Source organism: Knoellia sp. p5-6-4, from assembly GCF_029222705.1.
GTDB lineage: Bacteria > Actinomycetota > Actinomycetes > Actinomycetales > Dermatophilaceae > Pedococcus_A.
The window spans coordinates 556,507-577,423 of record NZ_JARGZF010000001.1 but is presented as its reverse complement, the minus strand read 5'-3'; the positions used below and the strand labels follow the sequence as shown (position 1 = coordinate 577,423).

19 protein-coding genes and 1 tRNA gene are annotated in these 20,917 nt (G+C 72.8%); 16 read left to right on the top strand and 4 right to left on the bottom strand.

Annotated features, from left to right (window positions below):
* Positions 1-111: 111 nt before the first annotated feature.
* Entirely contained in the window at positions 112-1,479 is a 1,368-nt protein-coding gene (locus P2F65_RS02750; RefSeq protein WP_275803918.1) for a transaminase, read from the bottom strand.
* Between the two features lie 224 nt (positions 1,480-1,703).
* Here P2F65_RS02750 and P2F65_RS02745 point away from each other — a divergent pair, with 224 nt between their 5' ends.
* The 6 genes from P2F65_RS02745 to proB all read left to right on the top strand — a co-directional run bounded on the left by P2F65_RS02745 (position 1,704) and on the right by proB (position 9,217).
* Positions 1,704-2,456, top strand: a complete 753-nt coding sequence (locus P2F65_RS02745) for a TIGR03936 family radical SAM-associated protein (RefSeq protein WP_275803916.1) — start codon at positions 1,704-1,706, stop codon at positions 2,454-2,456.
* Between the two features lie 167 nt (positions 2,457-2,623).
* The gene (locus tag P2F65_RS02740) at positions 2,624-5,536 is read left to right on the top strand and encodes an Rne/Rng family ribonuclease (RefSeq protein ID WP_275803914.1); all 2,913 of its coding nucleotides are present in this window, start codon (positions 2,624-2,626) and stop codon (positions 5,534-5,536) included.
* A gap of 161 nt (positions 5,537-5,697) precedes the next feature.
* Positions 5,698-6,006 (top strand): 50S ribosomal protein L21, encoded by a 309-nt coding sequence (gene rplU, locus P2F65_RS02735; protein ID WP_091755432.1) that lies wholly within the window; start codon positions 5,698-5,700, stop codon positions 6,004-6,006.
* A 58-nt stretch (positions 6,007-6,064) separates the two neighbouring features.
* Positions 6,065-6,334, top strand: coding sequence for a 50S ribosomal protein L27 (rpmA, locus tag P2F65_RS02730; protein WP_275803910.1), 270 nt, complete (start codon positions 6,065-6,067; stop codon positions 6,332-6,334).
* Between the two features lie 227 nt (positions 6,335-6,561).
* Positions 6,562-8,082 (top strand): GTPase ObgE, encoded by a 1,521-nt coding sequence (gene obgE / locus P2F65_RS02725; protein WP_275803908.1) that lies wholly within the window; start codon positions 6,562-6,564, stop codon positions 8,080-8,082.
* A 10-nt stretch (positions 8,083-8,092) separates the two neighbouring features.
* On the top strand, positions 8,093-9,217 hold the full coding sequence (gene proB / locus P2F65_RS02720) for a glutamate 5-kinase (RefSeq protein ID WP_275803906.1): 1,125 nt from the start codon (positions 8,093-8,095) through the stop codon (positions 9,215-9,217).
* An 11-nt stretch (positions 9,218-9,228) separates the two neighbouring features.
* On the opposite strand, the gene pdxY is transcribed toward proB, so the two are convergent.
* The gene (pdxY, locus tag P2F65_RS02715; RefSeq protein ID WP_275803904.1) at positions 9,229-10,080 is read right to left on the bottom strand and encodes a pyridoxal kinase PdxY; all 852 of its coding nucleotides are present in this window, start codon (positions 10,078-10,080) and stop codon (positions 9,229-9,231) included.
* A 146-nt stretch (positions 10,081-10,226) separates the two neighbouring features.
* Between pdxY and P2F65_RS02710 the strand changes: the two genes are divergently transcribed.
* Positions 10,227-11,519, top strand: a complete 1,293-nt coding sequence (locus P2F65_RS02710; RefSeq protein WP_275803902.1) for a glutamate-5-semialdehyde dehydrogenase — start codon at positions 10,227-10,229, stop codon at positions 11,517-11,519.
* A 43-nt stretch (positions 11,520-11,562) separates the two neighbouring features.
* Here P2F65_RS02710 and P2F65_RS02705 read toward each other — a convergent pair whose 3' ends face one another.
* On the bottom strand, positions 11,563-12,939 hold the full coding sequence (locus P2F65_RS02705; RefSeq protein ID WP_275803900.1) for an SLC13 family permease: 1,377 nt from the start codon (positions 12,937-12,939) through the stop codon (positions 11,563-11,565).
* A 204-nt stretch (positions 12,940-13,143) separates the two neighbouring features.
* Here P2F65_RS02705 and P2F65_RS02700 point away from each other — a divergent pair, with 204 nt between their 5' ends.
* Both P2F65_RS02700 and P2F65_RS02695 read left to right on the top strand, forming a co-directional pair.
* Positions 13,144-13,761 (top strand): winged helix-turn-helix domain-containing protein, encoded by a 618-nt coding sequence (locus tag P2F65_RS02700; RefSeq protein ID WP_275807227.1) that lies wholly within the window; start codon positions 13,144-13,146, stop codon positions 13,759-13,761.
* A gap of 96 nt (positions 13,762-13,857) precedes the next feature.
* On the top strand, positions 13,858-14,550 hold the full coding sequence (locus P2F65_RS02695) for a class I SAM-dependent methyltransferase (RefSeq protein WP_275803898.1): 693 nt from the start codon (positions 13,858-13,860) through the stop codon (positions 14,548-14,550).
* Here the strand turns inward: P2F65_RS02695 and P2F65_RS02690 are convergent.
* Positions 14,501-15,499 carry a glycosyltransferase family 2 protein gene (locus P2F65_RS02690; protein ID WP_275803896.1) on the bottom strand — a complete coding sequence of 333 codons (999 nt, stop codon included), beginning with the start codon at positions 15,497-15,499 and terminating at the stop codon, positions 14,501-14,503. The genes P2F65_RS02695 and P2F65_RS02690 overlap by 50 nt on opposite strands.
* A gap of 619 nt (positions 15,500-16,118) precedes the next feature.
* On the opposite strand from P2F65_RS02690, the gene P2F65_RS02685 reads away from it, so the two are divergent.
* The 7 genes from P2F65_RS02685 (at position 16,119) to P2F65_RS02655 (ending at position 20,661) form a co-directional block, all read left to right on the top strand.
* Positions 16,119-16,313 (top strand): hypothetical protein, encoded by a 195-nt coding sequence (locus P2F65_RS02685; RefSeq protein WP_275803894.1) that lies wholly within the window; start codon positions 16,119-16,121, stop codon positions 16,311-16,313.
* A gap of 3 nt (positions 16,314-16,316) precedes the next feature.
* Positions 16,317-16,925 (top strand): nicotinate-nucleotide adenylyltransferase, encoded by a 609-nt coding sequence (gene nadD / locus P2F65_RS02680; RefSeq protein ID WP_275803892.1) that lies wholly within the window; start codon positions 16,317-16,319, stop codon positions 16,923-16,925.
* 7 nt (positions 16,926-16,932) lie between these two features.
* Positions 16,933-17,307 carry a ribosome silencing factor gene (rsfS, locus tag P2F65_RS02675; RefSeq protein WP_275803890.1) on the top strand — a complete coding sequence of 125 codons (375 nt, stop codon included), beginning with the start codon at positions 16,933-16,935 and terminating at the stop codon, positions 17,305-17,307.
* 10 nt (positions 17,308-17,317) lie between these two features.
* Positions 17,318-17,971 carry a histidine phosphatase family protein gene (locus P2F65_RS02670; protein WP_275803888.1) on the top strand — a complete coding sequence of 218 codons (654 nt, stop codon included), beginning with the start codon at positions 17,318-17,320 and terminating at the stop codon, positions 17,969-17,971.
* 78 nt (positions 17,972-18,049) lie between these two features.
* A tRNA-Ala gene (locus tag P2F65_RS02665) sits at positions 18,050-18,125 on the top strand.
* Between the two features lie 584 nt (positions 18,126-18,709).
* Positions 18,710-19,981 (top strand): adenylate/guanylate cyclase domain-containing protein, encoded by a 1,272-nt coding sequence (locus tag P2F65_RS02660; RefSeq protein WP_275803886.1) that lies wholly within the window; start codon positions 18,710-18,712, stop codon positions 19,979-19,981.
* A gap of 95 nt (positions 19,982-20,076) precedes the next feature.
* Entirely contained in the window at positions 20,077-20,661 is a 585-nt protein-coding gene (locus P2F65_RS02655; protein WP_275803884.1) for a DUF308 domain-containing protein, read from the top strand.
* The last annotated feature ends 256 nt before the right edge of the window (positions 20,662-20,917 follow it).

Genomic DNA, 20,917 nt, shown 5'->3' with positions numbered 1-20,917 from the left:
GGTGAAGTGGCCCAGCGCTCGACGCTACGCCGGACGCCCGGCGCTCTCGTCGGGCAGACGTCCTAGCCCCGCGGCACGGTGACCGGCCGCCGAGCTACGCGAAAGTGACTGTTACGCGAAGAGGGCGGCGACGACCTCGCGGAAGGCCGCGGTGTGCCGGTCGACGTCCTCGCGGGAGGTCTCCGGGCACATGAGGGCCATGTTGTGGAACGGCGTCATGAGGATGCCGCGGTTGACCATGGCCAGGTGCATGTAGGCGTCGAGCTGGTCGTCTGCGGCGGCCGCAGAGGCCTCGCCCGTCGTGGGCGCGGGGCGGGCGAAGCGGTACTCCGCCCGCGCGCCGAGCTGGCTGATCGACCACGGCACGTCGAGCTCGTCGAGGGTCGCCTGCACGCCCGCGGTGAACTCGGTGGCCAGCGCCGTCATGCGCTCGAACGCGTCCTGCGTCAGCACCTCGCCGAGGGTGGCTCGCATGGCGGCGGTCGACAGGGCGTTGCCGGCCAGCGTGCCGCCGACGCCGCCCACGTCGACGATGTCGGCCTCGCCTGCCTCGGTGTGCCGGGTGATCGATGCGGCGACCTCCTGGGTGATGCCGTAGGCGCCGGACGGGATGCCGCCCCCGATGGACTTGCCGATGACGAAGATGTCGGGCTGCAGGCCCCACGCGCGGGTGGCGCCGCCCCAGCCGGCGGAGAAGGTGTGCGTCTCGTCGATCATCAGCAGCGCCCCGTACTGCGTGGCCAGCTCGCGCAGCCTCTCCATGAAGCCGGGCTCGGGCAGCACGATGCCGATGTTGGTCAGGGCCGGCTCGGTGAGGATGGCGGCCACGTCGCCGTGCGCGAGGGCAGCCTCGACGGCCTCGAGGTCGTTCCAGGTGACGGCGCGGGTCGTCAGGTCGAGGTCGACCGGCGGGGCCACGTTGCCGGGCCGGCTCTCGGCCTTGCCCCCGGGCCCCGGCAGGGCGAAGGCCTCGTCCACCGAGCCGTGGTAGCAGTAGGCGAAGACGAGGACCTTGGGCCGGCCGGTGGCCAGGCGGGCCAGTCGGATGGCCCAGCGGTTGGCGTCGGTGGCGCTGAGCGTGAACGACCACAGCGGCATGCCGAACCGCCGGGTCAGCTCGGCCCCCACCCACTGGGCGTCCTCCGTGGGCAGCATCGTGGTGATCCCGCCGAGCTCGCCCATACGGCGCTGCACCGCCGCGACCGTCGGCGCGGGGGAGTGACCCGCCATGGCGCCGGTGTCGCCGAGGGCGAAGTCGACGTAGGTGTGGCCCTCGACGTCGGTGACGCGGTTGCCCTTGGCGTGGTCGAGGTAGAGCGGGAACCCGCCGGTCCACATGTTCATCCAGGTCATCGGCACGCGGCCGAAGAGGTTCCCCGCCTCCTCGAAGAGGGCGCGGCTGCGAGGGTGGTTCGTCGTGTATGCCGCCTGCTCGGCTTCGAGGAGGGAGGCCAGCCGGGTGCGGTCGAGGGACGCCATGAGGGAAGGCTAGTGTGCCGATGTCGTCAGCGACAGTGGCATCTTACGGATGATCTCGGCATCCAGAGGCCCTGCGGGCCACTGATTCCGTATCCCGACGGGGTGTCGGGGAAGGTCTGCCTGCACTGCTCCGCGCGCTGCGTCGCTGATGCCTCGGCGGCGCCAGTGACGCCGTCACCGCCCGCGGGCCGGGCACGGCGGCATACCTCCTAGGCTTGTCCACCATGGCCCGCCAGCGCACCCCCGAAGGACCGCCACCCGCACCCGCCGTGCAGAAGCTGCGGGTGCGCTACGCCAAGCGGGGGCGGCTGCGGTTCTCCTCCACGAGGGACTTCCAGCGCGCGCTCGAGCGGGCGCTGCGCCGCGCCGGGGTGCCGATGGCGTACTCGGCCGGCTTCCACCCGCACCCGAAGGTGTCCTACGCCAACGCCGCCCCGACCGGCACCGCGAGCGAGGCGGAGTACTTCGAGATCTCCGTCACCGAGCGGGTCGACCCCGAGTCGGTGCGGGCCGCCCTCGACGAGGCGCTCCCCGACGGCCTCGACGTGCTCGAGGTGGTTCAGGCCTCGGCCGGCTCGCTCGCCGACCGACTCCAGGCCAGCGACTGGGTCATGGAGTTCACCGACGTGCCGCTGGCCGAGCTCGAGCGGGCGGCGGGGGCCCTGCTGGCGCAGGAGCGGGCCGAGGTGACCCGGATGTTCAAGACGGGGCCGAAGACCTTCGACGTGCGCGGCGCCGTCGTGTCGCTGTCCGCTGAGGCCTCGGAGCGGCCCGGGTGTGCGATACTGCAGGTGGTCGTCCGGCACACCACACCTGCCGTACGCCCCGACGACGTTCTGACCGCGCTGCGAGCAGTCACGGAGTTCGCGCCGCCGACACCACCCCTGGTGACCCGGCTGGCGCAGGGCCCGCTGCAGACCGCATCCGCTGGGGTGGCCGACCCATTGGCTGCCGACAAGGACGGCGCCGGCACCTGACCGGTGACGCGCGGCCCGCGCGAGCCAGCCAGGGGCAACCAACGACTTCCGTGTCGCAGGCACCCGCAGGCGAGACGGCGCACAACCCACGCACCACGGTGCTGATCGGAGCGGCCTCGGCCTCTCGGGTGTGGCCCTCACCCCGTGGGTGACGAGAGGACGCCACGATGGCATCCACCGAAGACCTCTTCCAGGCTCCGCAGGGCTCCGCCGAGGGCGAGACCGCCGCGGCGGCGCAGGCCCCCGCCACCGACTCCGCAGCCGCCCCGGCGCCGGCCCGCAAGCGGGCTCCGCGACGGGCCACCAAGAAGGCGGCCGCGCCCGCCCCGTCGCAGTCCGCCGAGTCGCGGTCCACCGACGAGAAGCCGGCCGACGAGGCTCCCGCGACCGACCAGCCGGTCGACCAGCCGGTTGACCAGCCTGCCGACGACAAGCCCGCGGACGAGAGCTCCGCCGACGACAAACCCGCCAAGCCTGCCAGGAAGAGGGCGGCCAAGAAGACCGCGCGCAAGTCCGCCAAGAAGGCCGCGCCCGAGGTCGAGGGCACGGTCGAGGCAACCGCCGAGGCCGTCGAGGCGACGGTCGAGCCGGCCGGCGCCGAGGTGGCCCCGCTCGGGGAGGCCCTCGACGAAGGTGCCGAGCAGCGCGAGGAGAGCGACGCCCGGGAGGCAGCCGCTGGCGCCTCGGCCGTCCCGAGCCTCGGGGTGCTGTTCAAGGCGCCGGAGACGCCGGTGGTGCCGTCGCGACGCCGCGCCCGCAAGGCCCAGCCCGAGGTCGAGGAGCCGCAGGGCGGCGAGGCGTCGGCCGACGAGGGCGAGCAGGCTGAGCAGCCCGCGGAGGAGGAGGCCACCGAGGGCGGCCGCGGCCGTCGTCGCCGCAACCGCGGCGGCAAGGGGCGCCGGGGTCGCGGGGCTGCCGAGGGCGAGGAGTCGGCGGAGCCGGACACGCTGCTGCAGGCACCCGAGGCGGGCCAGGAGGCTCCGGCCGAGGAGGCCGAAGCCGGGGGCGAGGGCGCCGAGGAGGGTGCTGAGGGCGAGGGTGGCACGAGCCGCCGCCGCACCCGCCGTCGTCGCCGCAGCGGCAACGCGGCCGAGGGCGAGGCCGAGCCCGGCGTCGTCACCAAGGTGCGCGAGCCGCGCAAGGAGCGCGACGAGCCCACCTCGCTCAAGGGCTCCACCCGGCTCGAGGCCAAGAAGCAGCGCCGCCGCGAGGGCCGCGAGGCAGGGCGTCGACGCACCATCATCACCGAGGCCGAGTTCCTCGCCCGGCGCGAGAGCGTCGAGCGCACCATGGTCGTGCGCGAGCGGGACGGCAGGACCCAGATCGGCGTCCTCGAGGACGACGTGCTCGTCGAGCACTACGTCTCGCGCGAGACCAACGTCTCGATGGCAGGCAACGTCTACCTCGGCCGCGTCCAGAACGTGCTGCCCTCGATGGAGGCGGCCTTCGTCGACATCGGCAAGGGCCGCAACGCCGTGCTCTACGCCGGCGAGGTCAACTGGGACGCCGCGGGCCTCGAGGCCAACCAGCCCAAGCGCATCGAGAACGCGCTCAAGTCGGGCGACACCGTGCTGGTGCAGGTCACCAAGGACCCGATCGGCCACAAGGGCGCCCGCCTGACCAGCCAGATCTCGCTGCCGGGCCGCTACCTCGTCTACGTCCCCGAGGGGAACATGACGGGCATCTCACGCAAGCTCCCCGACACCGAGCGCGCCCGCCTCAAGCAGATCCTCAAGGAGGTCGTGCCCGAGAGTGCGGGCGTCATCGTGCGCACCGCCGCCGAGGGGGCGAGCGAGGAGGAGCTGCGGGCCGACGTCGAGCGCCTGACCAAGACGTGGGAACGCATCAAGTCCAAGGCCGACGCCAAGTCCGGCTCGAAGGGCAAGTCGGGCGGCGCCCCGGCGCTCGTCCACGGCGAGCCCGACCTCACGGTGCGCGTCATCCGCGACGTCTTCAACGAGGACTTCACCTCCCTGGTCGTCGCCGGCGACCAGGCCTGGCAGGAGGTCAGCGAGTACCTCGGCGACGTCGCGCCCGACCTCGCCGGCCGCCTGAAGAAGTGGACCTCCGAGGAGGACCTCTTCAGCCACTACCGGGTCGACGAGCAGATCGCCAAGGCGATGGACCGCAAGGTCTGGCTCCCGTCCGGCGGCTCCCTGGTCATCGACCGCACCGAGGCGATGACCGTCATCGACGTCAACACGGGCAAGTTCGTCGGCTCGGGGGGCAACCTCGAGGAGACGGTCACGAAGAACAACATCGAGGCGGCCGAGGAGATCGTGCGCCAGCTCCGGCTGCGCGACATCGGCGGCATCATCGTCATCGACTTCATCGACATGGTGCTCGAGTCCAACCGCGACCTCGTGGTGCGCCGGCTCCTCGAGTGCCTCGGCCGTGACCGGACCAAGCACCAGGTGGCCGAGGTGACCTCGCTCGGGCTGGTGCAGATGACACGCAAGCGGGTCGGCAGCGGCCTCATCGAGGTGTTCTCCGAGACCTGCGACCACTGCAACGGTCGCGGCATCATCGTCCACGCCGAGCCCGTCGAGCGGGCCGTCGGCGGTGGTGAGTCCGCCGGCAACGGCGGCGGTGCCGCCCGCTCCCGCAGCCGCAAGGGCAGGTCCGGCGGCCGCGAGGCCGAGGAGCAGCAGGCTCCGCCGACCCCGACCGGCCCGACGCCGGCGCAGATCGCCGCGGCTGCCCACGCTGCCGCGCTCAAGAGCGCCGGGGTGGCCCTCGAGGCCGACGGCTCCGAGGCGCCCTCGCAGGACCAGCCTGTGCTCGAGGTCCACGAGACCGAGTCCGAGGAGCAGCAGCCGGCACCGGCCCGGGCGCAGTCTGCACCCGAGCGCGCGCCCGCGACCGAGGCGGCACCCGAGCGCGCGCCCGCGACCGAGGCGGCACCTGCTGCCGCGGCCCCGGTCCACGAGGCCCCGGCTGCGCAGCCCGCAGCGCCCGAGCCAGCCGCCCCCCGGCGCCGCAAGCGCGGACGGGTGGTGGCCCCGGCCGGCCCGCCCCGCGCGTCGGTGGCGTCGCCCGCTGGCGAGGAGGACGGCGCGGCTCCCGCGCCCGACGCCTGACCTGCCGGTATGCCGCCCGCTCGGTTTTGGAGAGCGGGCGGCCACCCGGTACTCTTGACCCTCGGTGCGCCCACCGCTCCCGATGTCCGCGTCAGCGGGTAGCTATCGGACGGTCCAGACAGAGAGCGCGTGCCCTTCGAAAGACGAAAGTGAGATCAACTGTGTACGCGATTGTTCGCGCTGGTGGCCGACAGGAAAAGGTGTCGGTCGGCGACGTCCTCATCATCGACAAGGTTTCCGCCCAGGCCGGCGACACCGTTGACCTCACGCCGCTTCTCGTGGTCGATGGCTCCACCATCACCAGCGACGCCGACAAGCTCGCCAAGGTGAAGGTCACCGCCGAGGTCGTCAAGCCCGCCAAGGGCCCGAAGATCACGATCATGAAGTACAAGAACAAGACCGGCTACAAGAAGCGCCAGGGCCACCGTCAGCACCTGACCCAGGTCAAGGTCACCGCGATCGAGGCCTGAGCCTCCCGCCCACCAGACTTCGTTTAGACCGTAGACTTAAGACAAGGCAGGAACTGACATGGCACACAAGAAGGGTGCGTCCTCGACCCGAAACGGTCGTGACAGCAACGCACAGCGACTCGGCGTCAAGCGCTTCGGCGGCCAGCTGGTCAACGCGGGCGAGATCCTCGTCCGCCAGCGCGGCACGCACTTCCACCCCGGTGACGGCGTGGGCCGTGGCGGCGACGACACGTTGTTCGCCCTGGTCGCCGGCAACGTGCAGTTCGGCACCAAGCGCGGCCGCAAGACCGTGAACATCGTCCCGGCGGAGACCGTCGCCGCGGAGTGATTGGTATGCCGCGGGCCTCGACCCCGCGGTCACCGAACCTCGCGAGGGGGCGGGCCCAGTGCGGCCCGCCCCCTTCGCACTTTCCCTCCCCGACCCTTTATCGGGTCACCCGATAAACAGCCGCTTCACCCGGGGTGCCACCCGGGGTGAAGCGCACTTTTCTCGGGTCACCCGACAAAGGGGCAGCGGCCTAGACTCGGGTCGCCCCCAGACAGAGAGCAGAGACCATGGCCAACTTCGTCGACCGCGTCGTGCTGCACGTCGCCGCCGGCGACGGCGGCCACGGCGTGGCCTCCGTCAAGCGCGAGAAGTTCAAGCCGCTCGGCGGCCCCGACGGCGGCAACGGCGGTCGTGGCGGCAGTGTCATCCTGCGGGTCGACCCGCAGGCAACGACGCTGCTCGACTACCACCACCACCCGCACCGCAAGGCGCCCAACGGCAAGCCCGGCGCCGGCGACGAGCGCAACGGCGCCGACGGCGACGACCTCGTGCTGCCGGTGCCCGAGGGCACCGTGGTGAAGGGCACCGAGGGCGAGGTGCTCGCCGACCTCGTCGGCCAGCACGCCGAGTTCGTTATCGCCCGCGGCGGCCGCGGAGGCCTGGGCAACAAGGCGCTGGCCTCGCCCCGGCGCAAGGCGCCCGGTTTCGCCCTGCTCGGCGAGCCCGGCGACGTGCTCGACGTCGTGCTCGAGCTGAAGTCGCTCGCCGACGTCGCGCTCATCGGCTTCCCCTCTGCGGGCAAGTCCTCGCTGGTCTCGGTGCTCTCTGCCGCCAAGCCGAAGATCGCCGACTACCCGTTCACGACGCTCGTGCCCAACCTCGGCGTCGTCATGGCCGGGGACGAGCGCTTCACCATCGCCGACGTGCCCGGCCTCATCCCGGGCGCCCACCAGGGCAAGGGGCTCGGCCTGGAGTTCCTGCGCCACGTCGAGCGCTGCTCGGTGCTGGTGCACGTCATCGACTGCGCCACCCTCGAGCCGGGCCGCGACCCCATGACCGACCTCGACGTCATCGAGGAGGAGCTGGCGCAGTACGTGCCGGACGACTCCCTCGGCGGCCGGCCGCTGGCCGAGCGCACCCGCATCGTCGTGCTCAACAAGGCCGACGTGCCCGAGGCCCGCGAGCTCGCCGAGATGGTCAGGCCCGACCTCGAGGCCCGCGGGGTGGAGGTGTTCGTCGTCTCCGCGGTGGCACGCACCGGCCTGAAGGAGCTCACCTTCGCCATGGCCCGTCACGTCGCAGAGCACCGCAGGGAGTTCGAGGTCGTCGAGGCGCCGCGCGTCGTGATCAGGCCCAAGGCCGTCGACGACAGCGGCTTCCGTGTGGTGCGCGAGAACACCCCGGACGGCGAGGTCTTCCGCATCGAGGGGGAGCGCCCGACGCGGTGGGTCCGCCAGACCGACTTCTCCAACGACGAGGCCGTCGGCTACCTCGCCGACCGGCTCAGCCGTGCCGGGATCGAGGAAGCGCTGTTCAAGGCCGGAGCGGTTGCCGGGGCGACCGTGCTGATCGGCCCGAAGGACAACGCGGTCGTCTTCGACTGGGAGCCGACCATGGCCACCGGGGCCGAGCTGCTCGGCGCCCGGGGCACCGACCTGCGCCTGGAGGAGGCGAGCCGCCCCACGCGCGAGCAGAAGCGATCCGAGTACGCCGACCGCCGTGCTGCCAAGTCTGCCGCGCGCGACGAGCTGGCGGCCGAGCGCCGGGCCGGGCACTGGGCCACGGTCCGCGAGGACGACGACGAGTGAGGCACGACGCATGACCCCTGCGCGGCGGCGCGAGGACGTGGCCAAGGCCTCGCGGCTGGTCGTCAAGGTCGGTTCGTCGTCGCTGACCGACCCCGACGGCGGTGGACTCGACGAGCGCCGGCTGGTGGCCCTCGTCGACGTGCTCGCACAGCGTCGGCTCGAGGGCACCTCGGTCGTGCTGGTCTCCTCCGGCGCCATCGCCGCGGGCATCGCACCCCTCGGCCTGACCAAGCGCCCGTGGGACCTCGCGACGCAGCAGGCGGCGGCGAGCGTGGGGCAGGGGGCCCTCGTCGCGGCATACCAGCGCGCCTTCGGCGCCCACGGGCTCACGGTGGGGCAGGTGCTGCTGACCGCCGACGACGTGACCCGGCGCTCGCACTACACCAACGCCAAGCGCACCATCGACCGGCTCCTCGAGCTCGGGATCGTGCCCATCGTCAACGAGAACGACACCGTCGCCACCCAGGAGATCCGGTTCGGCGACAACGACCGCCTGGCCGCCCTCGTGGCCCACATCGCCCACGCCGACGCGCTGGTGCTGCTCACCGACGTCGACGCGCTCTACGACGGACCGCCGAGCCAGGCCGGCTCACAGCGGGTGCCGCTCGTCGTCGGCGGCCTGGGCCTCGACCACGTGCGCATCGGCGGCACCGGCTCGTCGGTCGGCAGCGGGGGCATGGTGACCAAGGTCGAGGCCGCGTCGATCGCCAACTCGGCGGGCATCACCTGCCTGCTCACCAGCACCGACCAGGCCGGCGCGGCGCTGGGCGGCGAGGACGTCGGCACCCTCTTCGTCCCGACCGGCTCACGGCGGGCGTCGCGCAAGCTCTGGCTCGCCCACGCCACCACGCCCCGCGGCCGGCTCATGCTCGACGAGGGTGCCGTCCGCGCGGTCGTCGAGCGACGGAAGTCGCTGCTGCCGGCGGGCATCACCGAGGTCGTCGGTGCCTTCGGGGACGGCGACGCCGTGGAGCTGTGCGGCCCCGACGGCACCGTGATCGGCCGGGGGCTGGTCAACTACGGGTCGTCGGAACTGCCGGACCTGCTCGGCCGCACGACGCACGAGCTGGCCCGCGAGCTCGGCCCCGGCTACGAGCGTGAGGTCGTCCACCGCGACGACCTCGTCATCCTCTGAGCGGGTCCCTCTCAGCGCACCTGCCTGACCTCGAACTGCATCTTCGGGTGCGCGATGCTCTCCTGTGACTGCACCAGCTGCAGCTCGCGCTCGCCTGAGCTGAGGGTGTTCTCGAGCAGGTCGAAGACGCTCGAGGCGGTGCGGCCGAGCGCCTCGGCCGCGCTGCCGGTCGAGAGCAGGTGCGCGGTGAAGAGCGCCGCCGTGACGTCGCCGGAGCCGTTGGCCTTCAGGGGCAGCTGCGGGGTCTGCACGATCCATGCGCCGTCACCGTTCACGGCCAGCATCTCGATGGTGTCCTTGGGCCGGTCGGGGCGCAGCACGCTCGTCACGAGCACCGTCTGCGGGCCCATGGCGCGCGCCTTGTCGACGGCAGTGAGGGTGTCCTCGAGGGACTCCGGCTCGGTCTCGGTGAGGAAGCCGAGCTCGAACTGGTTCGGCGTGATGAGGTCGGCCGCCGGCACCACGCGCTCGCGCAGCAGCACCGGGATCGCCGGGTGCACGAAGCAGCCGCTCTTGGCGTTGCCCATCACCGGGTCGCACGCGTAGATCGCCTCGGGGTTGGCCTTCTTCACGCGGGCGACGGCGTCGAGGATGACGTCACCGATGTCCTCGCCGCCCTGGTAGCCCGAGAGCACCGCGTCGACGTTCGGGAACGCCCCGCGCTCCTCGACACCGGTGATCACCTCGCGCACGTCGCTGGCCGGCAGCAGCGGCCCGCGCCACTGGCCGTAGCCGGTGTGGTTGGAGAAGTGCACCGTGTAGACGGGCCACACCTCCACCCCGAGGCGCTGCAGCGGGAAGACCGCCGCGCTGTTTCCGACGTGGCCGTAGGCGACCGAGGACTGGATCGACAGGATGCTCACCCGCGCATTGTGGCAAAGCCGGTATGCCGCGTGCGCGCCGGTGCGCCCCGCCCCCCTCCGCCGGACCTCCTCGGCGGGGAAGGAGGGGGGGGTCCGGGAGCCGGGACGCACGTCCGCATGGCGGGCACGCGGCATACGCTTGGGGCATGTCCGTGCCCTCGATGATCGACCCCGCCGCCGTCGAGCAGGTCCGTGAGCTGGCCACGGCCGCCCGGGTGGCCGCCCGCCGCCTCGCCCTGCTCTCCCGGGCCGACAAGGACGCCGCGCTGCGCGCCATGGCCGACGCCCTCGACGCCGCGACCGAGCAGGTCATCGCGGCCAACGCCGAGGACCTCCAGCGCGGCCGCGAGGGCGGCATGGCCCAGGGACTGCTCGACCGGCTGACCCTCGACGCCGCGCGAGTGGCAGGGGTCGCGCAGGCGCTGCGCGACATCGCCGCGCTGCCCGACCCCGTGGGGGAGGTCGTGCGCGGCTCGACGCTGCCGAACGGCCTGGAGATCCGGCAGGTGCGGGTGCCCATGGGTGTCGTCGGGATGATCTACGAGGCGCGCCCCAACGTCACCGTCGACGCAGCCGGCCTGGCGCTCAAGAGCGGCAACGCCGTCATCCTGCGGGGCGGGTCCGCGGCCGCGTCGACCAACCGGGCGCTGGCCTCGGTGCTGCGCACGACCCTCGAGGCCCGCGGCCTGCCGGCCGACGCGATCAGCCTGCTCGACGGCGGCGGCCACGACGCGGTGCGCGCGCTCATGACCGCCCGCGGGCTGGTCGACCTGCTCATCCCGCGCGGCGGCGCGGGGCTCATCCAGACCGTGGTCACCGAGTCGACCGTGCCGGTCATCGAGACCGGCGTCGGCAACTGCCACGTCTACGTCGACGCCGCCGCCGACCTCGACAAGGCGCTCGCCATCGCGGTCAACGCCAAGACGCACCGGCCGAGTGTCTGCAACGCGGCCGAGTCGCTGCTCGTGGACCGGGCGGTGGCCGACGACTTCCTCCCCAAGGTGCTCGCCGAGCTCGGCGGCGCGGGCGTGCGGCTCCACACCGACCCCTCGTCCGGCGAGGCTGCCGAGAAGGCAGGCGTGGCGCACGAGGACGCGACCGACGAGGACTGGGCGACCGAGTACCTCGCGCTCGAGATGGCCGTGCGGGTCGTCGACGACCTCGACGACGCACTCGAGCACATCCGGACCTACGGGTCGGGGCACACCGAGGCCATCGTCACCGAGGACCGCGCGGCAGCCCGGCGGTTCACCAGCGAGGTCGACGCCGCGGCCGTGATGGTCAACGCCTCGACGCGGTTCACCGACGGTGGCGAGTTCGGCTTCGGCGCCGAGATCGGCATCTCGACGCAGAAGCTGCACGCCCGCGGGCCGATGGCCCTGCCGGAGCTCACGACGACCAAGTGGATCGTGGAGGGCGACGGCCAGGTCCGTGCCTGAGGCATCAGGGACGGCATCAGGACCCGGCCGCCGCTGAGGCCCCTCAGAGCCAGCCGGGCACCACGAGAGCCGACCAGGTGACCAGGGGCGCCACCACGACGAGGGCCATGCCCCAGACCATGAGCTGGCGGAAGACCGTGTCGCGCTGCTCGTCGTCGGCGTTGGCCACGCAGAGGGCGCCGTTGGTGGAGAAGGGGCTGATGTCGACCACCGACGAGGAGATCGCCAGCGCCACCACGAGGCCCACCGCGCCGACCTGCCCGGTGAGCAGGAACGGCACCGCGAGCGGGATGAGGGCGCCGAGGATGCCGGTGGTGGAGGCGAAGGCCGAGACGACCGCACCGATGAGGCAGATGAGCAGCGCGGCCAGCAGCGGCGCTCCGACCCCCGCGACCTCGTTGCCGAGCCACTCGACCGTGCCCTGCTCCTGGAGCAGGTTGACGTAGGTGACGATGCCGCCGACGAGCAGCACGGTGCCCCACGCCACCTTGTCGACCGCGCCCTTGGCGGAGGCGGGGAAGACGAGGGTCAGCACCACGGCGACCGCGATGGCGGTGAAGCCGACGTCGAACCCGAAGAGCAGGGCGGTGACGGCGAGGAACGCCAGCCCCACGAGGGTGAGCATGCGCTCGGGGTTGAGCCGCGAGTCGTCGTCGCCCTCGTCGTCGACACCGTCGCGGTCGCGCACGGCGGTGCCCTGGCGGCCCCGCTCGACGGCCGACTCCGGGGTGCCGGTGACGGCCGTGCGGGTTGCCGCCCTGCTGGCCCCGGCGGCCTGCTCGGAGAGCTCTGCCGTCGCCGAGGCGTCACGTCCGCGCGCCACGAGCTCGCGGCCGCCGAAGACGACGAAGGCGAGGATCGTGATGGCCAGGCAGGTGAGCACCGAGAGGGCGAAGAGCAGCGCCGGGTTGCCGGGCAGCTCGTTGTCGGAGACGACGCCGTTGGTGATGGCGCCGAAGATGCCGATGGGCGAGAAGGAGCCGCCGGTGGCACCCAGGGTGATGGCCATGCCCATCAGCACCGGGCTGATCCGGTAGCGCGCGGCGAAGCCCATCGCGACCGGCGCGACGATCGCCACGGTGGCCGGGGTCGCCGCGCCGATGCCGGCGATCACGGCGCAGATGCCGAACATGGCCCACGGGATGAGGGCCACGCGGCCGCGCACGGCCCGCACGCTCGCGTGCACCATCCAGTCGACCGTGCCGTTGTTCTTGGCCAGCGCGAACAGGTAGGTGACGCCCACGAGGATGACGAACAGGGATGCGGGGAAGCCGTCGACGATCTCGTCGGTCTCGACGCCGAACACGGCGACGCCGACGACGGCGGCCGCCGCGAGGGCGAGCGCCCCCATGTTGATCGAGCGCACCGTGGCGATGAGGAAGACGAGGGCCAGCACGCCCAGGGCGATGACGTCCTGCACGGTGAGCTCCTTTGCTCGGGCTCCACACGGCGGTGGAGGAGGCCGGATCCCTCGGCCGACCGCCGGGGGAGTGCCCGACCGAAATGTGAGATACGTCCGGTTCGGGACAGTGGCCTAGCCTCTTGGCCACCGGGGCCGCTGTCAATAGGGTGCCGGTATGCCGTGTCGCCGCCCGGAGCCCGCCCGCGCCGCCCGGAGGCGGCGGTGACCGAGGCCTCCACCGGCCCGGGCCGGCTCAGCCGACCCCGCCTGTACGAGCAGCTCGCCGACCACATCGGCGACTTCATCGACGCCCAGGGCCTCGTCCCGGGTGACCGGCTCCCGCCCGAGCGCAGCCTCGCCAAGGACCTCGGCGTCAGCCGCGCGACGCTGAGCAGGGCGCTGGTCGCCCTCGAGGTCCGCGGCCGGGTCGAGGTCAGGCACGGCGACGGGGCGGTGGTCCGAGACCCGGCCGCTGCCGCCGAGCTCCCCCCGCTCGCCGGTGCTGGTGTCGGCGAGCTGCGCCGGGCGCGTGCCGCCACCATGGCTGCGCTCGCCCGCGAGGCCGCCGGGCACCCCGACGCCTCCCTGCGCGCCGCCCTGCTCGCCGACGACGGCACGACGCGCAGCCTCGACGACGTCTGGGGCTGCGTGCTGCGGCTCGTGGCGACCCCCTCGCTCCTCGGTGAGCTGGACCTCGCGCTGGCCAACCGGATCGGCGAGCTCGCCGACGACACCCCGGAGCCGGCGGCGGTGGCGGGGCTGGCCCGCGCGGTGCGCTCTGGCCGGGCCGACCTCGTGGCCGACGCCTGCAGCGCGGTCCTCGGTCTCCGGGGCGGTTAGCCCCGAGCGGGTGGTGAGGGCGCCGCGGGCCCGGCCCACGCGGCATACCGGCGGGTGCGCCGCGGCAGACCCCGGCCCGTGGCAGGATGACCGCCCGTGGAAGGCACAGAGGTTCGCAAGCTGGCCGCGCTCGAGGACACCCACTGGTGGTACCGCGAGCGTCGGCACCTGCTGGCGCGCGCGATCAGGGGGATGACGCCCGGCCGGGCGCTCGACGTGGGTGCCGCGGGAGGTGGCAACACCCGGGTGCTGAAGGCCGCCGGGTGGTCGGTGGCGGCCCTGGAGTACGGCGCCGACGGCGCCGAGGTGGCCCGCGGCCGGGGGCTCGACGTGCTGCGAGCCGATGCGACGGCGCTCCCGCTGCCCGACGGCAGCCTCGACCTGGTGGTGGCCTTCGACGTGCTGGAGCACATCCTCGACCACGACGCCGCGGTCGCCGACGTGCACCGGGTGCTGCGCCCGGGCGGCACCTTCCTCGTGGCTGTGCCCGCCGACCCCCGGCTGTGGTCGGAGCACGACGTGGCCGTCGACCACGTGCGCCGCTACACCCGCGTGACGCTGCGCGACGTGCTCGAGCGCGGGGGCTTCGAGATCGAGTCCATGACGTCGTGGAACGTGCTGCTGCGCCCCGTGGTGGCGCTGCGCCGGCGCAGCAGCCGCGGCAGCGACCTCAGCGACCTGCACCCGCTCGTGAACGCGGGCCTGCGGGCCGTGGTGACGGCTGAGCGCTACCTGCCGGTCAAAGGGATGCCTGGTGTGACTCTGCTGGTAACGGCGCGTCGGCGGTAGTGGCCGGGCCGGTCAGCGAGTCGTAGGCGATGAAGTAGGTCGGACGGGCCTGCAGCATGGCGTACATCCGGCCGACGTACTCGCCGAGGATGCCCAGGCAGAGCAGCTGCACGGCGCCCACCCCGGCGACCGCCACCACGGTGGAGGTCCAGCCCGGCAGGGTGTGGCCGACGAGCTGGGCGACCAAGGCGTAGACGAGCAGGCCCACTGCCGCGAGGCCGCCGGTCAGGCCCAGCCAGGTGGCCGCCCGCAGCGGCGCGATCGAGAAGCCGGTGACGCTGTCGATCGACAGCCGCAGCATCTTGGCCAGCGGGTACTTCGAGCGGCCGGCGGCGCGCTCGTCGCGCTTGTAGGACACCGAGGCCGAGGGGAAGCCGAGGGCGGGGACGATGAACCGCAGCACCCGGTTGTGCTCGGGCAGGGCGTTGACGGCGTCAACCGTGGCCCGCGACATCATGCGGTAGTCGCCGGCGTCGGTCTGGGCGTGGGTGCCGGAGAGCAGGCGGATCACGCGGTAGAAGGCGCGGGCGCTGAGGCGCTTGAACGCCGAGTCGCTCGAGCGGTCGGTGCGCACGCCGTAGACCACGTCGACCCGCTGCTCCCGGGCGGTGGCGAGCATCTCGGGGATGACCTCCGGCGGGTCCTGGAGGTCGGCGTCGAGGGTGACGACGTAGTCGCCCCGGGCAACCGACAGCCCAGCGGAGATGGCCGCCTGGTGCCCGGCGTTCGCGCGCAGCCGGACCACCCGGAGCTCTGGCCACTCGCGCCGGACCCGCTGCAGCACCACCGCGGTCGCGTCGGTGCTGCCGTCGTCGACCGCGACCACCTCGTAGCCGGTGCCGAGGCCGTCGGCCACCGGACGCAGGCGCTGGGCCAGCAGGGGCAGGACGTCCTCCTCGTTGTAGACGGGGACGACGATGCTCAGCTCGGGGCTCAGCGCAGGTGGCATGGATCCAGCCTAGGGGCTGGCCGTGCCGGTGTCGGGCAGCCGGGCGTCGCAGTGGTGAGGCGGCCGCAGGCGTCACGTCGGCCCGCCCGGGCACCCACGACCCTGGCTGGCAGGGTCGTGGGCGCCGGGGCCTTGCGGCCTCCCGCTCCGCTGGGCGGATCCGGTGGGTGACCGGCCGCGAGGTGGCCACTGCGACGGTGGCGCGGGGTGGGGGTGAACCCCGTCACCGGCGGCGGTCGGGCCTTAGGGTCGCGGTGGCCCTCCGCGGCGTCGCCCGCGGACCCGGGGACGCGCCCCGGAACCGTCACCGGCGGGCCGGCGACGGCGGACCCGCCGTTATCCGGCCGGCCCAGCTCCGCGCGGCGTCCCACGACCGCTGGGCGCGGTCGGGGGCCACCCCACGGAGCGAGTGAGGCAAGTTCTAGTGCCCGCCCGACCCGGGCCGCAGGGAAACCGGGAAACTTCTTCGCGTCCCTCTCCACCCACAGGTCCGTCCACAGCCCCGCCCTGCGTGAGGCGGAAGTTGTGCACAGCCCTGTGCACGAAACCCGTGGACAGGCACGAGGCCCACACCGGGCGATGACAGGCGGGTGAGCGGCCGACCGGTACGCTGTGCCGCATGTCGTCGTCTCTGGCCAACCTCTTCGCCGCCGCCGAGGAGCACGGGCGCGAGCTGCCCATGTCCCCGTACATGTTCGGCGCCATCGCCCTCGTCGCCTTCGCCGCCCTGCTCGGTGTGCTGTGGATGTTCCGCGGCACCGCACAGAGGATGTCCGGCGGACACGCGCACCCCCGGGCCGACGAACGCGGCTGACGCATGCGCCTCGGCGTCATGGGTGGCACGTTCGACCCGATCCACCACGGCCACCTGGTCGCCGCGAGCGAGGTGCAGGCGCTGTTCGGCCTCGACGAGGTCGTCTTTGTGCCGACGGGGCAGCCCTGGCACAAGGACGGCGTCAGCCCCGCGGAGCACCGCTACCTCATGACGGTCATCGCGACCGCCTCCAACCCCCGCTTCACGGTGAGCAGGGTCGACATCGACCGGCCCGGCGTCACCTACACCATCGACACGCTGCGCGACCTGCACGCCCAGCGCCCGAACGACGAGCTGTTCTTCATCACCGGCGCCGACGCGCTGGCCGAGATCCTGTCATGGAAGAACGCCGACGAGCTGTTCGGTCTCGCCCACTTCATCGGCGTCACCCGGCCGGGCCACGAGCTCACCGACGCGGGCCTGCCGGAGAACGGCGTGACGCTGCAGGAGGTGCCTGCCATGGCCATCAGCTCCACCGACTGCCGTGAGCGCGTCGGACGGGCGGAGCCGATCTGGTACCTCGTGCCGGACGGGGTCGTGCAGTACATCAACAAACACCACCTGTATGCCGCGGAGCGAACCGCCGCGGCCCACCCCCTGAACGCCCCGTAGGAGAGCAGTGCCCGCAACGCAACACGCCCTCGACCTCGCCAAGGTCGCCGCCCTCGCCGCCGAGGACAAGCTGGCGACCACCATCACCGCCATCGACGTCAGCGAGCAGCTCGCGCTGACCGACGTCTTCGTCATCGTCTCCGCGAGCACCGACCGGCAGGTCGGCGCCATCGTCGACGAGGTCGAGGACAAGCTGCGCGAGTCCGGGGCCAAGCCGGTGCGCCGCGAGGGCGAGCGCGAGGGGCGCTGGGTGCTCATCGACTACGGCGACATCGTCATCCACGTGCAGCACGATGAGGAGCGCGACTTCTACGAGCTCGAGCGGCTCTGGAAGGACTGCCCGGAGATCGAGCTGGGCGTCCAGAAGCGCCGCCAGCAGTGACGGTGGGCAGGTGACGCTGGGCCGCCGGGTCGTCGTGCTCCGGCACGGCGAGACCACCCACAACGCGGCCGGCATCTGGCAGGGCCAGCTCGACAGCCCGCTATCGCAGCGCGGGGTGGAGCAGGCGTATGCCGCGGGGCGGGCGCTCGCGTCCCTCTCACCCACGCGGGTGGTCGCCTCCGACCTGCAGCGCGCCGCGGTCACAGGGCGGGCGGTGGCCGAGGCGTGTCGTGTGCCCATCACCTACGACGAGCGCTGGCGCGAGATCCATGCCGGCGTCTGGCAGGGCATGAGCGGCGCCGAGGTGCGCGCGCAGTGGCCCGAGGAGCAGGAGAAGCTGCTGCGCGGCGAGGACTTCGTGCGCGGCGAGCACGGCGAGACGGTGGCCGACGTGGCCCGTCGCACGGCCGAGGCGCTCGAGGAGCTCATCGCCTCGATGGGCGAGGGGGAGACGACCGTCGTCTCGACCCATGGGGTGGCCGGACGGGCCGCCGTCGCCGAGCTGCTCGGCCTCGACCAGGGCACGGCGTGGACCACGCTGGGCGGTCTGGGCAACTGTCACTGGGCCGAGGTCGCCGAGGGGCGCGTCGGGTGGCGGCTGGTCCGCTGGAACGTCGGTCCGACCGGCATCGAGACGCTCGACGGCCCCCAATCCCGAGCCTGAGCGGCCGATTTGGTGAATCGGGGGGTCTGGTGGATAAACTCTGGCGTCCCCTCCGGGGGACCGGGCGAGAAATCGCACGGGGCTGTGGCGCAGCTGGTAGCGCACCTCCATGGCATGGAGGGGGTCAGGGGTTCGAGTCCCCTCAGCTCCACCAGCAGTGGCTCACCGAGTCGCTGGGACGAAGCAGCAGAACCCCTCCCAGGCCTTCCGGGAGGGGTTTTCGTCATACAGGGGGAGTGCATGTGTGAGGTGCAAGGCCCGTCGCAGACGCGTCTGCCTGCCGACGCCCGGGCACCATCGCTCGCCCGGACCTTCCTGCGGGCCGCCGCCTGTGAGACGCACCACGCACGGGTCGTCGACGACGCCGAGCTGCTGGTGAGTGAGCTCGTCACCAACGCGGTCCTGCACGGTGCTCCACCGATCACGATGCGGGTGGAGTGCGACGGCAGCAACGGCCTGCGCGTCTCGGTCACCGACCGCAGCGCGGCCCCGCCCTTGTTCGCGAGGCGGACCCCGCTGACGAGTCCGGCCGTGGCATGCGCCTGGTCGACGTCATCAGCGACGACTGGGGCGTCGAGCCGCGCACCGGCGTCGGGAAGGACGTGTGGTTCCGGCTTCGGAGCTGACCCGCGGTCGTGGCGGCCCGGCGGCTCGGGGGCCTAGCATTCGCGGGTGGGCGAAGTGCACCCCCACCCCGCTCTTCCCCGACCGCGGCCGAGGCGCCTGACCGCGCGCCCGATGAGCGCGCTGGCAGCGCTCGCCGGACTCGGCGCACCACCTGACAGCTCGGCGGACGAGCGGCTGCGCTCCGGCACCCTGGTGCTGGTCTCGGTGCTCATCTCGCTCGTCTCCTTCATCTGGGTCATCACCTACACCGTCTACGGCTACCCCCTCTCGGGAGCCATCCCCGCGGTGTACCAGGTGCTCACCGTGACCGGGTTGGTCGTGCTGTCACGGACCCATCGCTTCGCGCTCTTCCGCTCCACCCAGCTCATCGCCTTCCTGGTCCTGCCGGCGCTACTGCAGGCCTCGCTCGGGGGGTTCGTGGCGTCCAGCGGCATGATCCTGTGGTCGGTCTTCACCCCACTGGCCGCCCTGGCCCTGCTGGGCACCCGAGGCTCGCTCGGATGGCTGCTCGCCTTCTTCGCCGAGCTGGTGCTGCTGGCCGTGCTCGACCCCCGTCTCGCCGAGAGCCCGGCGGCGCTGCCGACCGGCTTCGTCACGGCCTTCTTCGTGCTCAACGTCATGGGCGTGACACTGTGCAGCTACGTCATGCTGGCCTACTTCGTCGAGCAGCGGGCCCGCGCCCACCGCGCGCTGGAGGCCGAGCGGGAACGGTCCGAGCGGCTGCTGCGCAACGTCCTGCCGGAGCAGATCGCCGCGCGCCTCAAGCGTGACAGCGGCGTCATCGCCGAGCACTACGACTCGGTCACCGTGCTGTTCGCCGACCTCGTCGGTTTCACCGAGCGCTCGCAGGTCATGGCGCCGCGGGAGCTCGTGGCGCTGCTCGACCAGATCTTCTCGGCCTTCGACCAGGTGGCCGACGAGCAGGGCCTCGAGAAGATCAAGACGATCGGTGACGCCTACATGGCGGCCGCGGGCCTGCCGGACCCGACGCCGGGGCACCTCGAGGCGACGGCACGGGCCGCGCTGGCCATGCGGGAGGAGATCGCCGCACTCGCCACGAGCACCGGCCACACCTGGCTCGCCGTGCGGATCGGCATCGACACCGGGCCGGCCGTGGCCGGGGTCATCGGCCGGCGCAAGTTCATCTACGACCTGTGGGGCGACACCGTGAACACGGCCAGCCGGATGGAGTCCCACGGGCTGCCGGGTCAGATCCAGGTGACCGAGCGGGCCGCCGCGGGACTCGGGCCGACCTACGTGGTGGAGCCGCGCGGCACGATCGACGTCAAGGGCAAGGGGCCGATGCCGACGTTCCTGCTCGTGGGACCTCGGCTCCCGTCGGCGTCGTCCGCACAGCAGGAGGTCGCGCTGCCCGACGGCTGAGCCGCCGGGGGACCTTTGCCCCTGCGGTGAGGGCTGGTCCCGGGTCTGTACTGGGTGGGAGCAGCCTCTGCTGCGCAGCTCGAAGGAGGCCGGCCATGATCCGTGACTACGTGGGCGACTGGCGGTGGCTGGGGGTGCGCGGGCTGCTCGCCCTCGCGTTCGGGACCGCCACCTTGGTGTGGCCGGAGATCACGCTCTGGGCCTTGGTGGTGACCTGGGGTGTCTTCGCCCTGCTGGAGGGGGTGGGCAGCCTCGCGGCGGCGTTCGGCGGCGCCGTGGGCCGGGCCAGGGTCTGGCTGGTCGTCCACGGCGTCCTCGGGATCGCGGCCGGCATCGTCACCCTGGTGTGGCCCTCGATCACCGGCCTGGTCCTGCTCTTCGTCATCGCCGCCTGGGCGTTCCTCTCGGGCCTGGCGAAGCTCGTGACGGCCGTGCAGCTGCGCCGCGAGCTGAGGCACGAGTGGGTCCTCGGCGCGGTGGGTGTGCTGTCCATGGGGTTCGCCGTGCTGCTGGTGGTCACCCCCGGCGCCGGCGCCCTCGTGGTCACGTGGCTCATCGGCTGGTACGCAGTCGTCCTCGGCCTGGCCCTGCTGGCGCTGGCGTGGGAGGCGCGGCGCGAGCTGCACGGGGAGGCGCCACGCGCCTCCGCCCGGCCCGGGGCTGCGCACCCGGCCACGTGAAGTGGCGGTGATCCCGCAGCCCGGTGGCCCACCGATGGCAACGGCCTTGGGACGTATGCCGCGTGCGCCCGCTTCGCGGGTCTTTGTCATCGGCTCTTCGGCTGGTCCTGGCGCGCAAAGGTAAAGACTTGGTCTGCCGATCCCCTACGTTTGGCATGTGGGTCCCAGCCAGCGGGGCCGGCGGCCGGGGACCAAGGCCTCCGCGGGGCAACACGAAGGCTGGGGGTGGGCGCGGGCCCGGTTCGGTGAACCGGGC

What these genes read in the sequence shown, in the direction of transcription:
- P2F65_RS02740 (WP_275803914.1), top strand. Translation starts at nt 2,624, where the DNA reads ATGGCATCCACCGAAGACCTCTTCCAGGCTCCGCAGGGCTCCGCCGAG.
- rpmA (WP_275803910.1), top strand. Translation starts at nt 6,065, where the DNA reads ATGGCACACAAGAAGGGTGCGTCCTCGACCCGAAACGGTCGTGACAGC.
- P2F65_RS02750 (WP_275803918.1), bottom strand. Translation starts at nt 1,479, where the DNA reads ATGGCGTCCCTCGACCGCACCCGGCTGGCCTCCCTCCTCGAAGCCGAG.
- obgE (WP_275803908.1), top strand. Translation starts at nt 6,562, where the DNA reads ATGGCCAACTTCGTCGACCGCGTCGTGCTGCACGTCGCCGCCGGCGAC.
- P2F65_RS02655 (WP_275803884.1), top strand. Translation starts at nt 20,077, where the DNA reads ATGATCCGTGACTACGTGGGCGACTGGCGGTGGCTGGGGGTGCGCGGG.
- nadD (WP_275803892.1), top strand. Translation starts at nt 16,317, where the DNA reads ATGCGCCTCGGCGTCATGGGTGGCACGTTCGACCCGATCCACCACGGC.
- proB (WP_275803906.1), top strand. Translation starts at nt 8,093, where the DNA reads ATGACCCCTGCGCGGCGGCGCGAGGACGTGGCCAAGGCCTCGCGGCTG.
- P2F65_RS02690 (WP_275803896.1), bottom strand. Translation starts at nt 15,499, where the DNA reads ATGCCACCTGCGCTGAGCCCCGAGCTGAGCATCGTCGTCCCCGTCTAC.
- P2F65_RS02660 (WP_275803886.1), top strand. Translation starts at nt 18,710, where the DNA reads ATGAGCGCGCTGGCAGCGCTCGCCGGACTCGGCGCACCACCTGACAGC.
- P2F65_RS02685 (WP_275803894.1), top strand. Translation starts at nt 16,119, where the DNA reads ATGTCGTCGTCTCTGGCCAACCTCTTCGCCGCCGCCGAGGAGCACGGG.
- P2F65_RS02745 (WP_275803916.1), top strand. Translation starts at nt 1,704, where the DNA reads ATGGCCCGCCAGCGCACCCCCGAAGGACCGCCACCCGCACCCGCCGTG.
- P2F65_RS02710 (WP_275803902.1), top strand. Translation starts at nt 10,227, where the DNA reads ATGTCCGTGCCCTCGATGATCGACCCCGCCGCCGTCGAGCAGGTCCGT.